The organism is Cupriavidus sp. 86D6 (genome assembly GCF_057815095.1).
The window spans coordinates 492,289-506,545 of record NZ_JBYPSB010000001.1; the positions used below are offsets into that span (position 1 = coordinate 492,289).

The following is a 14,257-nucleotide window of genomic DNA, read 5'->3' on the forward strand; positions in this document are numbered from 1 at the left end:
CTGTGGGCCGCCGCGTACGTTGCGCGTCGGCGGTGTGGGTCGTGCCGCTTAGCGGATGCCGATGCCTCGCGCCATCATGACCGCGCACAGCGGCAGCAGGATCACCAGATGCGCCTCGATCATCACCCAACGGCGGGCCTTCTTGATCTCCGACGGCGTCGGTACGAAGTCTGGCAGATGTTTTGCCTGCTTGCGCCACCTGGCAAAGGCGAAGGTCGGCGGCAACGAGCACAGCGCGATGACCACGAACACGGTCATCTTGGCGTGGAACCACGGGTTGTGGATATAGAAATCCACGCCCTTGGCGCCATGGAACAGGCGCAGCAGGCCGGTGGCCAGCGTTGCCATGGCCGACAGGAAATAGACGAAATCGTAGATCGACAGGCGGCGGACGGCGGCCGGTGTCATGTCCGGACGCAGCACCACGGCTTCGGCGGCCATCAGCGTGATCAGCACGAAGATGGCCGTGAAGTGCAGGAACGCGAGCAGGGCATCGGTCAGCATGCATTCTCCTAAGGATGGAAAAACGTCATGATCACCGGCCCGTGCGCCCGCCAGAGGCAGGCGCGGTCAAGGTCTGGTCAGTTTCCGACGGATCTGCTTCGCGTCAGACCACACCCTTGGCACGCAGGGCGGCGATGTGTTCGGCACTGTAGCCGAGTGTCTCGTCCAGCACCACATCGGTGTGCTCCCCGAGCAACGGCGGATGGCGCAGTGCCTCGGGCGGCGTGGCGCTCATCTTCATCGGGCTGCCCACCAGCCTGACCGTGCCGCCCGTGGGGTGGGGCAGGTCCACGCGCAGGCCGCGCGCCACCACCTGCTCGTTGTCGAAGACCTCGTCGAGCGTGTTGATCGGGCCGCACGGCACGCCGGCGCGCTCCAAGTCCAGGATCCACTGCTCGCGGGTACGCGGCAGCACCATCTCGGCCAGGATCGGCACCAGCGCGTCGCGGTGCGCCACGCGCTGCGGGTTGGTGGCAAAGCGCGGGTCGTCGGCCAGCTCGGGGCGGCCGCCGGCGGTCACGAACTTGCGGAACTGGCCGTCGTTGCCCACCGCGACGATGATCCAGCCATCGGCGGCGTGGAAGGTCTGGTAGGGGACGATGTTCGGGTGCGCGTTGCCCCACCGCTTGGGGGCCACGCCGCTGGCCAGGTAGTTGGTATTCATGTTGGCCAGCATCGACACCTGCACGTCCAGCAGGGCCATGTCGATGTACTGGCCTTCGCCCGTGCGGTCGCGGTGGGACAGTGCGGCCAGCACGGCGATGGTGGCGTACTGGCCGGTCATCAGGTCGGAAATCGCCACGCCGGCCTTTTGCGGGCCGCCGCCGGGCAGGTCGTCGCGCTCGCCGGTCAGGCTCATGAAGCCGCCCATGCCCTGGATGATGAAGTCGTAGCCGGGGCGCTGGGCGTACGGGCCGGTCTGGCCGAAGCCGGTGACCGAGCAGTAGATGATGTCCGGCTTGACGGCCTTGAGCGATTCGTAATCGAGGCCATACTTCTTCAGCTGGCCAACCTTGTAGTTTTCCAGCACCACGTCGCTCTGGGCGGCCAGGTCGCGCACCAGCTGCTGGCCTTCGGGCGTGCTGATGTCACAGGTCACCGACCGCTTGTTGCGGTTGGCGGCCAGGTAGTAGGCGGCCTCCGCCGTGTCGCGCCCATCGGGGGTCTTGAGCCAGGGCGGGCCCCAGATGCGGGTGTCGTCGCCTGCGCCGGGGCGCTCGATCTTGATCACGTCGGCGCCGAAATCGGCAAGATTCTGGGCGCACCAGGGCCCGGCGAGCACGCGGGTCAGGTCGAGGACGCGGAGATGGCTTAAGGCTCCCATGGCGGTGACGGCTGGCAGTTCTGAGGAGCCAGCACTCTATCACCGGCCAACCGGCACGATGCCCCGGGGTGGGGCGCGAGCCCGTGTTCCGTGGGCGATAACCGGACAGGCGGTGCCGCGCCGTGCCCGGGCCCGACATGGGCACGGCGCGCCAGTGCCCCGGGACGGGGCTTCCCCGTATAATCAATGGTTTGCAAATCCAACCTGACTGCCTGCGTGCTGCCACGACGCGCCGAGGCGCCCGATACAACATGAAAGTCTCTGACATTCGCAGCAAGTTCCTGCAGTTCTACGCGTCGAAGGACCATACCGTGGTCCGCTCGTCCAGCCTGGTGCCGGCGAACGACCCGACCCTGCTGTTCACCAATTCGGGCATGGTGCAGTTCAAGGACGTGTTCCTGGGCACCGACAAGCGTCCGTACTCGCGCGCCACGTCGTCGCAACGCTCGGTTCGCGCCGGCGGCAAGCACAACGACCTCGAAAATGTGGGTTACACCGCACGTCACCACACGTTCTTCGAAATGCTGGGCAATTTCTCGTTCGGCGACTATTTCAAGCGCGATGCCATTCAGTACGCCTGGGAACTGCTGACCAAGGTCTACCAGCTGCCGGCGGACAAGCTGTGGGTGACCGTGTACGCCGAGGACGACGAGGCCTACGACATCTGGGCCAAGGAAGTGGGCGTGCCGACCGACCGCATTGTGCGCATCGGCGACAACAAGGGCGCGCGCTACGCGTCGGACAACTTCTGGCAGATGGCCGACACCGGCCCATGCGGCCCGTGTTCGGAAATCTTCTATGACCACGGCCCGGAAGTGTGGGGCGGCCCGCCGGGATCGCCCGAGGAAGACGGCGACCGCTACATCGAGATCTGGAACCTGGTGTTCATGCAGTTCAACCGCGACGAGCAGGGCAACATGACGCGCCTGCCCAAGCCGTGCGTGGACACCGGCATGGGCCTGGAGCGGATTGCCGCGGTGCTGCAGCACGTGCACAGCAACTACGAGATCGACCTGTTCCAGGCGCTGATCAAGGCCGCCGGCCGTGAAACGCATACCGCCGACCTGAACCAGAATTCGCTGAAGGTCATTGCCGACCATATCCGCGCGTGCTCGTTCCTGATCGTGGACGGCGTGATCCCGGGCAACGAGGGCCGCGGCTATGTGCTGCGCCGGATCGTGCGCCGCGCGATCCGTCACGGCTACAAGCTCGGCCAGAAGACGCCGTTCTTCCACAAGCTGGTACCGGACCTGGTGGCGCAGATGGGCGAAGCCTATCCGGAACTGGCCGAAGCCCAGAACCGCGTGGTGGAAGTTCTCAAGGCCGAGGAAGAGCGGTTCTTCGAGACGATCGAGAACGGCATGTCGATCCTGGACGGCGCCGTGGCCGATCTCAAGGCCAAGGGCGGCAAGGTGCTGGACGGCGAACTGGCGTTCAAGCTGCACGATACGTTCGGCTTCCCGCTCGACCTGACGCAGGACGTGGCGCGCGAGCAGGAAATCACCGTTGACGAGGCGGCCTTCGACGCCGCGATGACGCGCCAGCGCGAGCAGGCTCGTGCCGCCGGCAAGTTCAAGATGGCGGCGGGCCTGGAATACACGGGCGACAAGACCGTGTTCCACGGCTACGACGCCCTGAGCATGGAAGGCGTCAGCGTGACCGCGCTGTATGTCGACGGCGCCTCCGTCGATACGATGCAGCCGGGCCAGACTGGCGTGGTGGTGCTGAACAACACGCCGTTCTACGCCGAATCCGGCGGCCAGGTGGGCGACCAGGGCACGCTGGTGGCGGGCCCGGCCGTGTTCACCGTGGCCGATACCACCAAGATCCAGGCCGACGTGTTCGGCCACCAGGGCACGCTGGCCAACGGCGCGCTGAAGGTCGGCGACAAGGTCGCGGCACAGGTGGACGCCGTGCGCCGTGCGCGCACCGTGCGCAACCACTCGGCCACCCACCTGATGCACAAGGCCCTGCGCGAAGTGCTGGGCACCCACGTGCAGCAGAAGGGCTCGCTGGTCGATCCCGACAAGACGCGTTTCGACTTCTCGCACAACGCCCCGGTGACCGACGACCAGATCCGCCAGATCGAGGAAATCGTCAACGCCGAGATCCTGGCCAACGCGCCGACCGTGGCCGCCGTCATGCCGTTCGACGACGCCGTGAAGAGCGGTGCCATGGCACTGTTCGGCGAGAAGTACGCCGAAGACGTGCGCGTGCTGTCGATCGGCACGTCCAAGGAACTGTGCGGCGGCACCCACGTGACGCGCACCGGCGATATCGGCCTGTTCAAGATCGTCGTGGAAGCCGGCGTGGCCGCAGGTATCCGCCGTGTGGAAGCCATCACCGGCGACAATGCGCTGCACTACCTGCAATCGCTCGACGCCCGCCTGAACGAGGCGGCCGCCGCGCTGCGCGCCCAGCCGTCGGAACTGGTGCCGCGTATCGCCCAGGTGCAGGACCAGGTCCGCGCGCTGGAAAAGGAACTGGAAAAGCTCAAGAGCAAGCTGGCTTCGTCGCAGGGTGATGAGCTCGCATCGCAGGCCGTGGACGTCAAGGGCCTGAAGGTGCTGGCAGCCCAGCTCGAAGGCGCCGACGTGAAGACGCTGCGCGAAACGATGGACAAGCTCAAGGACAAGCTCCAGAGCGCCGCCATCGTGCTGGCCGCCGTCGCCGACGGCAAGGTCAGCCTGATCGCGGGCGTGACTGCCGACGCCACGTCGAAGGTCAAGGCGGGCGAACTCGTCAACTTCGTCGCCCAGCAGGTGGGCGGCAAGGGTGGCGGCCGGCCCGACATGGCCCAGGCCGGCGGCACCGACCCGTCGGGTCTGCCGAAGGCCCTGGCCGGCGTGACGGAATGGGTGTCCGCCAAGGTCTGATGCCCGACTCACTGAAGCTGCCGTGAAGACAACGCCTGCGAAAGCAGGCGTTTTTTTGCCTGCATGTCCTAGCTTTTCATGGATGCGACAGAAAACGTCCAGTAAATCAGATATGCCACGTAGCACGAGTAAATGGCCAGAATTGCAAACATGATCTTCCAGCGTCGTGGCGTTTCGTCCATAAAGCGTTTCACGAATAGCGGCACGTCATTCTCCTTTTGCGGTGTTGAAGAAAGGGGGTCATGTCGTGGCCGGTTGCACGACATGCAGGTACGCCAGGAAGTGCAGGGCTGCGGTGATGGCAGTCAGCACCAGCGAATAGCGCAGGATCCCGGACGTTATGCGGGGTGCGCCTGAAGCCGCCAGGCATGACTCCATGGTCCCCAGCACGATACCGGCGGCGCTCAGTGCGATCACGCAAATGTGCGCGCCAAGATAGGCCGTGGTCAGTTGGTGACGATCCGGGGCCGATCCCCCGACTACCCCGCTTAGCATGTAGCAGGCACTGGCGCTCATCGGCAGGGCGGCCCAGAGCAGTTGCCCGTGCTCGATTGCGCGGCGAAGCACGCCACGGCTGTGCTCACGAAAGAAGTTTGGCAGTTTGGCAAGGGGCAGCAGTGCCAAGGGGGCCAGCAGCGGTACGGCGATGTTGACCAGAAACCAGCCGGAGTGTTCGAGTGATCGCATGTCTTGTCAGAGGATAGGGTTCAAGGGTAGGTCCAAGCCGCGCCGCGACATCGACCACTGTCCCCATCCTATGGATGCACCCGCGCCCCGCCAATAAGACGGCTCTCAAACTACGGCGCGGGAAGCATCTCCCTATGTCCGCCATCAATCTCGCCGAATGCGTATCAACACCTCAGCCTACTTCCCCCCACCCCCCGTCAGCGTCGACACGATGTCGATCGGTAACGGAAACACGATCGTCGAACTCTTGTCGCCCGCGATCTGTGTCAGCGTCTGCAGGTAGCGCAGCTGCATGGCCTGGGGCTGGCGTGCCAGCATCTGGGCGGCTTCGAGCAGCTTTTCCGATGCCTGGAGCTCGCCTTCGGCATGAATGATCTTGGCGCGCCGCTCGCGCTCGGCTTCGGCCTGGCGGGCGATGGCGCGCACCATCGACTCGTTCAGGTCGACGTGCTTGATCTCGACGGTCGATACCTTGATGCCCCAGGCGTCGGTCTGGGCATCGAGCACTTTCTGGATATCGAGGTTGAGCTTCTCGCGTTCGGCCAGCATTTCGTCGAGTTCGTGCTTGCCCAGCACCGAGCGCAGCGTGGTCTGCGCCAGCTGGCTGGTGGCTTCCAGGAAGTTGGCCACCTGGATGATGGCGCGCTCGGGGTCCACCACGCGGAAATACACCACCGCGTTGACCTTGACCGACACGTTGTCGTGCGAGATCACGTCCTGTGGCGGCACGTCCAGGACGACGGTGCGCAGGTCCACGCGCACCATCTGCTGCACGGCCGGGATGACCAGCACCAGGCCAGGGCCCTTGACGCGCCAGAAGCGGCCCAGCATGAATACCACTCCCCGTTCATACTCGCGCAGCACGCGGAAGGCGGACACCACCAGCAGGACGAGCAGGAAGACCAGTCCACCGAAGCTGAATCCGAATGCCATGTCGGGCTCCTTGTTGTGTCAGGCATCGTGAATCGAAGTGACATCCAGCACCAGGCCGTGACGGGCGGTCACGCGCACGGAATCGCCGCGTGCCAGCGGGCGGTTGCAGCGGATGCGCCATTGTTCGCCGCGGACCATCGCCCAGCCGTCGGTCGGATCGGTCTGCCCGGCGGGGCCGGCCGTGTCCGTCACCACCACGCCGACGCTGCCCACCAGCGTGTCGGCACCGCTGACTACGGGCCGCCGCCGGGCGCGCAGCAGCAGCGCAGACATGCCGAACAGGAACAGCGCCGAAATGCCGGACAGCGCGGCAATCAGCGAAAGCGGCACGCCGAAGCCCGGCACGTCGGTATCGATCAGCATCACCGCCCCGAACGCGAAAGCAATGATGCCGCCCACGCCGACAGCGCCGAACGTCGGCAGGAACACCTCGGCCACCATGCACCCCACGCCGAATGCGATCAGCGCCAGCCCGGCGTAGTTGATGGGCAGCATCTGCAGCGCGAACAGGCCCAGCAGCAGGCAGATGGCCCCGGCGATGCCCGGGATCACCATGCCGGGCGTGGAAAACTCGAAGATCAGCCCGTAGATGCCGATCATCATCAGGATCAGGGCCACGCTCGGGTCGGTGATGACCGCCAGCAGCCGGCTGCGCCAGTCGGGTTCCAGCGTGACGATGGGCGCGCCGGCCGTATGCAGCGTGCGCGTGGCACCGGCGGCCTCGATCTGCTTGCCGTCCAGTTGCCGGAGCAGGGCGGGCAGGTCGGGCGCCACCAGGTCGGCCACCTTCTGCGCGACCGCTTCGTCAGCGGACAGGCTCACGGCTTCGCGGACTGCCCGTTCCCCCCATTCGGCATTGCGGTGCCGCAGCTGGGCCAATCCCCGGATATAGGCCGATGCGTCGTGCATCTGCTTGCGCGTCATGGTGTCTTCGCCGGCCGGGGCGCTGGCAGGCGCCGATGCCGGGGCCGGGGCGGCCTCGGGCTTGGGGCCGCCGATGCCGATGGCCACCGGGCTGGCCGCGCCCAGGTTCGTGCCGGGCGCCATGGCGGCGACATGGCTGGCGTAGAGGATGTAGGTGCCGGCGCTGGCCGCACGCGCGCCGCCAGGATAGACGTAGGTGGCCACGGGCACCGGCGACGCCAGGATGGTCTGGATGATGTCGCGCATCGATTTGTCGAGGCCGCCGGGTGTGTCCATTTCCAGCACGATCAGCTGGGCGCCCTGCTTGCGGGCGCGCTCGATGCTGCGCACCGCGAAACTGGCACTGGCGGGGCTGATGGCGCCCTGCACCGGGACGACATAGACCGGGGCCATGGACGACGTCGTTGCCGATATCGCCCCATCGGGAGCGGCCGTCTGGGCAAGCGCGCCGGAGACGGCCATCAAAAACAGGCCCAGGCAGGCCAGCGCGGGCCAATGTCCGCAGTGCCAGTGGCCGGCAGGCGGCGGTGGCGGGTGCAACGCAAATGCATGTCTCATGGCGGGGCGCGGCCCGCCGTGAATGCCGTGGCCGCGCCACTTTCAGTGTAGGCGACCGGCCACATCCTGCAGGGCGACGCGAAGACGCGGCGCCAGGCCGTCAGGCCGCCTGCTCAGGCCACCGCCCGGGTATCGTCGACCGTACCCGCCCGGCCGGGCAGCATGTCGGCCAGCGCCATCAAGGCGGTGCCTGCCATCGACGGATGCCAGGCCAGCACGGTGGTGACGCGTCCGGTGTCGCCCAGCGGATGGATGCCGATCTGCGGCAGGTTGCGATACAGCGCCAGCACCGATCGCGGCACGACGCCCACGCCGATGCCGGCCGCCGCGCAGGTCACGATGGCGTGATACGAGCCAAGCTGGATCACGCGGTTCATGCCCCGCCCGCACTGGCCAAACCACTGCTCGAAGCGGGTGCGATAGTTGCAGCCGGTCTCGAATGCCAGCAGCGTGGCGCGCTCGACGTCTTCGGGCGACTGAATTGGCCGATGGCTGGTGCTGGACACGATCACCAGTTCTTCGTCGAACGCGGGCAGGCTGACCAGGTCCGGGTCGCCCAGCGGTTCGGCCACGAATGCGCAATCCACCTCGAAGCGGCGCACCGCGTCGAGCGCCTTGCTGGTGATCAGCGTGACCAGCTCCAGCTCCACGTCCGGCCATTGCTGGTGGTAGGCCGCCAGCATGTTCGGCAGGCGGCTGGCCGCCGTGCTTTCCATCGACGCGATACGCAGCCGTCCGTGCGGATGCGCGGGCTGCACCGCATGCTTCGCTTCCTCGGACAGCTGCAGGATGCGGCAGGCATAGTCGAACAGGGTCTGGCCGGCCGGCGTGAGCACCATGCGTCGCCCGTCGCGGACAAACAGCTCCACCCCCAGCGATTGCTCCAGTTGCCGGATGCGCGTGGTCACGTTCGACTGCACCCGATGCAGCCGTTCGGCGGCCCGCGTGATGCCGCCGGCTTCGACCACCGTACGAAAAATCTCCAGTGCGGCCAGGTCCATATGCAATTCCCATTCAAATCGAGATGGGTTTCATCTCAATTATTCATTTTCCGTGATGGATCGTTCGGGCATAGCATAGTCAACAATCCAGAAATGCTCCAGATGTCCGATCGCCCCCCTTCGATGCCACGCTTGCCCCTCGCCAACGTTGACGTTTCCGCCAGCACCGCCGAGGCCCGGCCAACCGCCGGGCCGCTGGCCGTGGCGCTGGCCGGCCTGGTGTCGCTGGCGCTGGCCATGGGCATTGGCCGATTCGCGTTCACGCCGCTGCTGCCGATGATGCTGCACGACGGCACGGTCACGCTGGCCGAGGGCAGCGCGCTGGCGACACTGAACTACATCGGCTACCTGGCGGGCGCCGTGCTGTGCCTGTTTATCCGGCCGGACCCGGTACGGATGGTGCGCGGCGCCCTGGCGTTGACCGTCGGCCTGACACTGGCGATGGCGCTGCCCGGCGGCATGCCGGCCTGGCTGGCCTGGCGCACGCTGGCCGGTATCGCCAGCGCCCTGGTGATGGTCTACGGCACCGCCTGGTGCATGCAGCGACTGGCCGAACTGGGCCATCCCACGCTCGGCGGGCTGATGTTCTGCGGGCCGGGTCTCGGCATCGTGGTGACCGGGCTGTCGGCCTTTGCGATGGTAGGCGCGGGGTGGCAGGCCAACTGGGGATGGATCACCTTTACGATCCTGGGTGCCGTGATGCTGCTGCCCGTGTGGCGGGTCTACGGCTCCGCGGCCCCGACCTCCGCGCTCGGTGCCGCGCCAGGCGCGGCGACCACGCCGGCGCCGACGCCACGCCTGGACGTCGAAACCTGGGCGCTGACGTTGGCCTATGGCCTGGCGGGATTCGGATACATCATCACGGCCACGTTCCTGCCGGTTATCGCCCGGCACGCCATGCCCGGCAGCGTCTGGGCCGATCTTTTCTGGCCGATCCTGGGCGCCGGCGTGGCGGTGGGGGCGTGGCTGGCCACCCGGGTCGGCATGCATCACGACAACCGCCGCATGATGATGGTGCTGTACACGCTGCAGGCGGCCGGGGTGGGCGTGGCCGCCGTGTGGCCGACCGTGGCCGGGTTTGCGCTGAGCAGCCTGCTGGTGGGGCTGCCGTTCACCGCGCTGGTGTCGTTTGCGATGCGCGAGGCGCGGCGCCTCTGGGGCGGCCGCGCGGCCAAGCTGATCGGCCTGATGACAGCCGCCTACGCCATCGGCCAGATTGCCGGGCCGCCGCTGGCCACCGCGCTGGTGGCGCGCACGGGCGGCTTCGGCGCCTCGCTGGGTGTGGCGGCGCTGGCGCTGCTGTCAGGCGCGCTGATCTTCCTGTGGATGTGGCGCACGATGCCGGTGGACGGCCACACGCCGCGCTAGCGACTGCGCTACAGTATCGGCTTCGCCGCCCACTCGACCCGGACGCCCCCGCGTCGGCGCTGCAGGGCGGCGCGAAAGCCAAGCCCCATGTCTTTTGCCTTGCAGCCCGGACGTGCCACCGGCCCGGTCCTGCCCATCAGCCCCGACGAAGCGCGTGTCCGCGTGGACCTGGCCGCCGCCTACCGGCTGGCCGCGCTGGAACGCTGGGACGACCTGATCTACACCCATATCTCGGCCACCGTGCCCGGTGAGCCCGACCATTTCCTGATCAATCCGTTCGGCTTTGCCTTCGACGAGATCCGCGCCTCGGATCTCGTGAAGATCAATGGCCGGGGCGAAGTGGTGGGCGAAACCGTGCATCCGGTCAACGTGACCGGCTTCGCGCTGCACGCGGCCGTGCATGCCGCGCGCGCCGATGCACAGTGCGTGATGCACCTGCACAACACCGCCGGCATCGCCGTGTCCGCCCAGGCCGACGGCCTGCTGCCGCTGTCGCAGCATGCCCTGCGCTTTCACGGCCGCATCGCTTATCACGACTACGAAGGCCTGGCATTCACGCCGGCCGAAGGCGCGCGCCTGACCGCGTCGCTGGGCAGCCATCCGGCCATGCTGCTGCGCAACCACGGCACGCTGACGGTGGGGCGCACCGTGGCGGAGGCCTATGTGCTGATGGCCACGCTGATCAAGGCGTGCGAGATCCAGCTCGGCGCACAGCTGGGGCGCGCCACCGTGCAGCCCCCGCCTGCCATCGCGGACAAGACGTCGCTGCAGCTGTTCGACAACGGCGCTGTCGAGGGCGTGATGGAATGGCCGGCGCTGCTGCGCAGACTGGATAAAATCGATCCCACCTATAAAGACTGAAAATTCGTAAAGGAGCCATGCAATGCCCACGTTTCACGTAGAGATGTTCGAAGGCCGCACCGTTGACCAGAAGCGCAAGTTCGTCGAGGAAATCACGCGCGTCACGTGCGAGACGCTGGGCTGCTCGGCCGGCGCCGTCGACATCATCATCACCGACATCAAGCGCGAAAACTGGGCCACGGGCGGTGAGCTGTGGCTGGACAAGCAGTGATGCCAGGCAGGATTTGAACCGATGACCGCCGCAGTTTCCGCCATGCAGCAGTTTGCCTCCGACAACTACGCCGGCTTTTGTCCGGAATCGCTGAAGTATTTTCTGGAGGCCAACGCGACGGGCCATGAGAAAGCCTATGGCGACGACAGCTGGACGCAGAAGGTATGCGATCGCATCCGCGACCTGTTCCAGACCGATTGCGAGGTCTTTTTCGTGTTCAATGGCACGGCGGCCAATTCCTTGGCGCTGTCGTCGCTGTGCCAGTCGTACCACTCGGTGATCTGCCACGAGCTGGCCCATATCGAGACCGACGAGTGCGGCGCGCCGCAGTTCTTCTCGAACGGTTCGAAGCTGCTCACCGCCCCCGGCGAGAACGGCAAGCTGACGCCCGATGCCGTGGAGGCGCTGGTCACACGCCGCTCGGATATCCACTATCCGAAGCCGCGCGTGGTGTCGCTGACGCAGGCCACCGAGGTGGGCACGGTCTATTCGGTGGACGAGGTGCGCGCCATCGCGGCCATCGCCAAGCGCCGGCAGTTGCGCGTGCATATGGACGGCGCGCGCTTTGCCAACGCAGTGGCGTCGCTGGGCGTGCATCCGTCCGAAATCACCTGGCGTGCCGGCGTGGACGTGCTGTGCTTCGGCGGCACCAAGAACGGCCTGCCGGTGGGCGAGGCCGTGGTGTTCTTCGACCGCCGGCTGGCAGAGGATTTTGCGTACCGGGTCAAGCAGGCCGGGCACCTGGCGTCGAAGATGCGTTTTATCTCGGCGCCCTGGCTCGGTATGCTCGAAAACGATGTCTGGCTCAGGAACGGCCGCCATGCCAACGCGATGGCCACGCTGCTGGCCCAGCGCATTGCCGATGTCCCGGGCGTGCGCATCATGTTTCCGACCCAGGCCAATGCCGTGTTTGCCGAACTGCCGCTGCCGGCCATCGACGCGCTGCGGGCCAAGGGCTGGCTGTTCTACACGTTTATCGGCGCGGGCGGTTGCCGCATGATGTGCGCGTGGGACTTGCAGCCCGAAACGGTCGAGGCGTTTGCCGCCGATATCCGCGCTGCATGCGCCTGATTTTGAAGATTCAACGATAGCCACAACGATAACCAGACAGTCCCAGGAGCCCCCACGATGCAACCCTATCGATTCTGCCCGCGCTGCGGCGCGGAACTGGAACACCTGCCGATGTCCGGCCGGTATCGCCATGCCTGCGTGCAGGACGGCTGCGGTTTTGTGCACTGGGACAACCCGCTGCCGGTGCTGGCGGCCGTGGTCGAGTACGAAGGCAAGCTGCTGCTGGCGCGCAATGCCGCGTGGCCGGAGAAGATGTTCGCGCTGGTCACCGGCTTCATGGAACGCGACGAGACGCCCGAACTGGGCGTGGCGCGCGAACTCAAGGAAGAGACCAATCTCGATGCGGTGTCGGCGTCGCTGATCGGCGTCTACGACTTCATGCGCAAGAACGAGCTGATCATTGCCTACCACGTGCGTGCCGAGGGTGAGATCCGGCTGTCGGAAGAACTGGTCGAATACAAGCTGGTGGCGCCGGACAAGATGCGGATCTGGAACGCCGGTACCGGGTTTGCCGTGGCCGATTTCCTGGAGCGGCGCGGCTTGCCGGTGCGCTTCTTCGACCGTGCCACCGGCGCGGACATCGCCGATCCGCGCCGCCCGACCGACTTCAGCCTGGTCGCCGCTTCGCTACAATACGGCATCAACCAGAATTAGAAGGTGAGAGGAATGGATTTCCAGAAAGAAGTGGACGCGCGCGGCCTGAACTGCCCGCTGCCGATCCTGCGGACCAAGAAGGCGCTGGCAGACATGGCCAGCGGCGAAGTGCTCAAGGTGCTGGCCACCGACCCCGGCGCCACGCGCGACTTCCAGGCCTTTGCCAAGCAGACCGGCAACGAACTGCTGTCGCACGCCGAAGTGGACAAGGTGTTCGTGTTCTACATGAAGCGCCGCTGAAACGGGCCTTCCTGCCCGGTACGGGCACAAAAAAACCGCCTCCGAAGAGGCGGTTTTTGTTTGGGCGGACGCCCGGGCGGTGATGCCGCGATAGTGGCCGGTCAGCCGCGCTGCGCCAGGTAGGCGCTGAATTCCTCGCGCACTTCGGGGTGCTTGAGTGCGAATTCCACGGTGGCCTTGAGGTACCCGAGCTTGCTGCCGCAGTCGTAGCGTACGCCCTTGTAGCGGTAGGCCAGCACCTGCTCCTGGTCCAGCATCGCCTGGATGGCGTCGGTGAGCTGGAACTCGCCGCCGGCACCGGGCTTGAGATTGCGGATGTGGTCGAAAATGCGCGGGGTCAGGATGTAGCGGCCCACCACGCCGAGGTTCGACGGGGCATTCTCGGGCGCCGGCTTTTCGATGATGCCGGACATCTTGATCACGCGCTCATCCCATTCCCGGCCATCGACCACGCCATAGGAACGGCTTTGTTCCGGCGAGATTTCCTCCACGCCCAGCACCGAGCAGTTGTAGTGGTTATAGACATCCACCATCTGCTTCATCACCGGGTCGCTCGACTCGCCATCCAGCAGGTCATCCGCCAGCATGACGGCAAACGGTGCGTCGCCCACCAGGCGGGCGGCGCACAGCACCGCGTGGCCCAGGCCCAGCGCCTCGGGCTGGCGCACGTAGAAGCATTCCACGTTCTTGGGCTTGATGGAGCGCACGACGTCAAGCAGCGCCTGCTTGTTCTTGGCTTCAAGCTCCATTTCCAGTTCGTAGGCCTTGTCGAAATGGTCCTCGATGGCCCGCTTGGAGCGGCCCGTCACGAAGATCATCTCGTTGATGCCCGCGGCCATGGCCTCTTCCACGGCGTACTGGATCAGCGGCTTGTCCACCACCGGCAGCATTTCCTTGGGACTCGCCTTGGTGGCGGGCAGGAATCGGGTGCCTAGCCCTGCAACGGGAAAGACTGCTTTGGTGACGCGGTTTTCCATTTCAGCTTCCTTTTTAATCCGGTGTAATACCGTGCCGTACGAGGGGAGAGCCGTCTGTCAGGTTTCGT

Annotated in this window: 14 protein-coding genes; 7 read left to right on the top strand and 7 right to left on the bottom strand. The window is 66.1% G+C overall.

Translation table 11 applies throughout. From position 1 onward, the window contains the following. Window positions 1–48: 48 nt before the first annotated feature. Window positions 49–504: a DUF2214 family protein gene (locus AC3G88_RS02280; protein WP_153945565.1), complete on the bottom strand. Its 456-nt coding sequence runs from the start codon at window positions 502–504 to the stop codon at window positions 49–51. Between the two features lie 103 nt (window positions 505–607). After that, the gene (locus AC3G88_RS02285) at window positions 608–1,828 is read right to left on the bottom strand and encodes a CaiB/BaiF CoA transferase family protein (RefSeq protein WP_488770575.1); all 1,221 of its coding nucleotides are present in this window, start codon (window positions 1,826–1,828) and stop codon (window positions 608–610) included. A 251-nt stretch (window positions 1,829–2,079) separates the two neighbouring features. Here AC3G88_RS02285 and alaS point away from each other — a divergent pair, with 251 nt between their 5' ends. Continuing rightward, complete coding sequence (gene alaS, locus AC3G88_RS02290) at window positions 2,080–4,704, top strand: alanine--tRNA ligase (protein WP_488770574.1); 2,625 nt, start codon at window positions 2,080–2,082, stop codon at window positions 4,702–4,704. Between the two features lie 240 nt (window positions 4,705–4,944). Here the strand turns inward: alaS and AC3G88_RS02295 are convergent, their stop codons facing one another. The 4 genes from AC3G88_RS02295 to AC3G88_RS02310 all read right to left on the bottom strand — a co-directional run bounded on the left by AC3G88_RS02295 (window position 4,945) and on the right by AC3G88_RS02310 (window position 8,807). Beyond that, window positions 4,945–5,391: a hypothetical protein gene (locus tag AC3G88_RS02295; RefSeq protein WP_488770573.1), complete on the bottom strand. Its 447-nt coding sequence runs from the start codon at window positions 5,389–5,391 to the stop codon at window positions 4,945–4,947. Window positions 5,392–5,568: 177 nt separating this feature from the next. Continuing rightward, window positions 5,569–6,324 carry a slipin family protein gene (locus tag AC3G88_RS02300; RefSeq protein WP_400391063.1) on the bottom strand — a complete coding sequence of 252 codons (756 nt, stop codon included), beginning with the start codon at window positions 6,322–6,324 and terminating at the stop codon, window positions 5,569–5,571. A gap of 18 nt (window positions 6,325–6,342) precedes the next feature. Beyond that, window positions 6,343–7,710 (bottom strand): NfeD family protein, encoded by a 1,368-nt coding sequence (locus tag AC3G88_RS02305; RefSeq protein WP_488770783.1) that lies wholly within the window; start codon window positions 7,708–7,710, stop codon window positions 6,343–6,345. A 209-nt stretch (window positions 7,711–7,919) separates the two neighbouring features. After that, complete coding sequence (locus AC3G88_RS02310; RefSeq protein ID WP_488770572.1) at window positions 7,920–8,807, bottom strand: LysR family transcriptional regulator; 888 nt, start codon at window positions 8,805–8,807, stop codon at window positions 7,920–7,922. A gap of 123 nt (window positions 8,808–8,930) precedes the next feature. Here AC3G88_RS02310 and AC3G88_RS02315 point away from each other — a divergent pair, with 123 nt between their 5' ends. The 6 genes from AC3G88_RS02315 (at window position 8,931) to AC3G88_RS02340 (ending at window position 13,212) form a co-directional block, all read left to right on the top strand. Then, a complete protein-coding gene (locus AC3G88_RS02315; RefSeq protein ID WP_488770571.1) occupies window positions 8,931–10,175 on the top strand; it encodes a YbfB/YjiJ family MFS transporter in 1,245 nt (414 codons plus the stop codon). An 87-nt stretch (window positions 10,176–10,262) separates the two neighbouring features. Further along, window positions 10,263–11,036 carry a class II aldolase/adducin family protein gene (locus AC3G88_RS02320; protein WP_488770570.1) on the top strand — a complete coding sequence of 258 codons (774 nt, stop codon included), beginning with the start codon at window positions 10,263–10,265 and terminating at the stop codon, window positions 11,034–11,036. 22 nt (window positions 11,037–11,058) lie between these two features. Beyond that, on the top strand, window positions 11,059–11,247 hold the full coding sequence (locus AC3G88_RS02325; protein WP_092594409.1) for a 4-oxalocrotonate tautomerase: 189 nt from the start codon (window positions 11,059–11,061) through the stop codon (window positions 11,245–11,247). A 42-nt stretch (window positions 11,248–11,289) separates the two neighbouring features. Beyond that, window positions 11,290–12,318 carry a threonine aldolase family protein gene (locus tag AC3G88_RS02330; RefSeq protein ID WP_488770782.1) on the top strand — a complete coding sequence of 343 codons (1,029 nt, stop codon included), beginning with the start codon at window positions 11,290–11,292 and terminating at the stop codon, window positions 12,316–12,318. Between the two features lie 57 nt (window positions 12,319–12,375). Beyond that, a complete protein-coding gene (locus tag AC3G88_RS02335) occupies window positions 12,376–12,972 on the top strand; it encodes an NUDIX domain-containing protein (RefSeq protein WP_488770569.1) in 597 nt (198 codons plus the stop codon). Window positions 12,973–12,984: 12 nt separating this feature from the next. After that, window positions 12,985–13,212 (top strand): sulfurtransferase TusA family protein, encoded by a 228-nt coding sequence (locus tag AC3G88_RS02340; RefSeq protein WP_008645216.1) that lies wholly within the window; start codon window positions 12,985–12,987, stop codon window positions 13,210–13,212. A gap of 101 nt (window positions 13,213–13,313) precedes the next feature. Here the strand turns inward: AC3G88_RS02340 and galU are convergent, their stop codons facing one another. Further along, window positions 13,314–14,189 (bottom strand): UTP--glucose-1-phosphate uridylyltransferase GalU, encoded by an 876-nt coding sequence (gene galU / locus AC3G88_RS02345; RefSeq protein WP_400391083.1) that lies wholly within the window; start codon window positions 14,187–14,189, stop codon window positions 13,314–13,316. Window positions 14,190–14,257: the final 68 nt, after the last annotated feature.

Coding starts and splice junctions, on each gene's coding strand:
- AC3G88_RS02315 (WP_488770571.1), top strand. CDS start 8,931: ATGCCACGCTTGCCCCTCGCCAACGTTGACGTTTCCGCCAGCACCGCC.
- alaS (WP_488770574.1), top strand. CDS start 2,080: ATGAAAGTCTCTGACATTCGCAGCAAGTTCCTGCAGTTCTACGCGTCG.
- AC3G88_RS02340 (WP_008645216.1), top strand. CDS start 12,985: ATGGATTTCCAGAAAGAAGTGGACGCGCGCGGCCTGAACTGCCCGCTG.
- AC3G88_RS02295 (WP_488770573.1), bottom strand. CDS start 5,391: ATGCGATCACTCGAACACTCCGGCTGGTTTCTGGTCAACATCGCCGTA.
- AC3G88_RS02330 (WP_488770782.1), top strand. CDS start 11,290: ATGCAGCAGTTTGCCTCCGACAACTACGCCGGCTTTTGTCCGGAATCG.
- galU (WP_400391083.1), bottom strand. CDS start 14,189: ATGGAAAACCGCGTCACCAAAGCAGTCTTTCCCGTTGCAGGGCTAGGC.
- AC3G88_RS02305 (WP_488770783.1), bottom strand. CDS start 7,710: ATGGCCGTCTCCGGCGCGCTTGCCCAGACGGCCGCTCCCGATGGGGCG.
- AC3G88_RS02325 (WP_092594409.1), top strand. CDS start 11,059: ATGCCCACGTTTCACGTAGAGATGTTCGAAGGCCGCACCGTTGACCAG.
- AC3G88_RS02310 (WP_488770572.1), bottom strand. CDS start 8,807: ATGGACCTGGCCGCACTGGAGATTTTTCGTACGGTGGTCGAAGCCGGC.
- AC3G88_RS02335 (WP_488770569.1), top strand. CDS start 12,376: ATGCAACCCTATCGATTCTGCCCGCGCTGCGGCGCGGAACTGGAACAC.
- AC3G88_RS02285 (WP_488770575.1), bottom strand. CDS start 1,828: ATGGGAGCCTTAAGCCATCTCCGCGTCCTCGACCTGACCCGCGTGCTC.
- AC3G88_RS02320 (WP_488770570.1), top strand. CDS start 10,263: ATGTCTTTTGCCTTGCAGCCCGGACGTGCCACCGGCCCGGTCCTGCCC.
- AC3G88_RS02280 (WP_153945565.1), bottom strand. CDS start 504: ATGCTGACCGATGCCCTGCTCGCGTTCCTGCACTTCACGGCCATCTTC.
- AC3G88_RS02300 (WP_400391063.1), bottom strand. CDS start 6,324: ATGGCATTCGGATTCAGCTTCGGTGGACTGGTCTTCCTGCTCGTCCTG.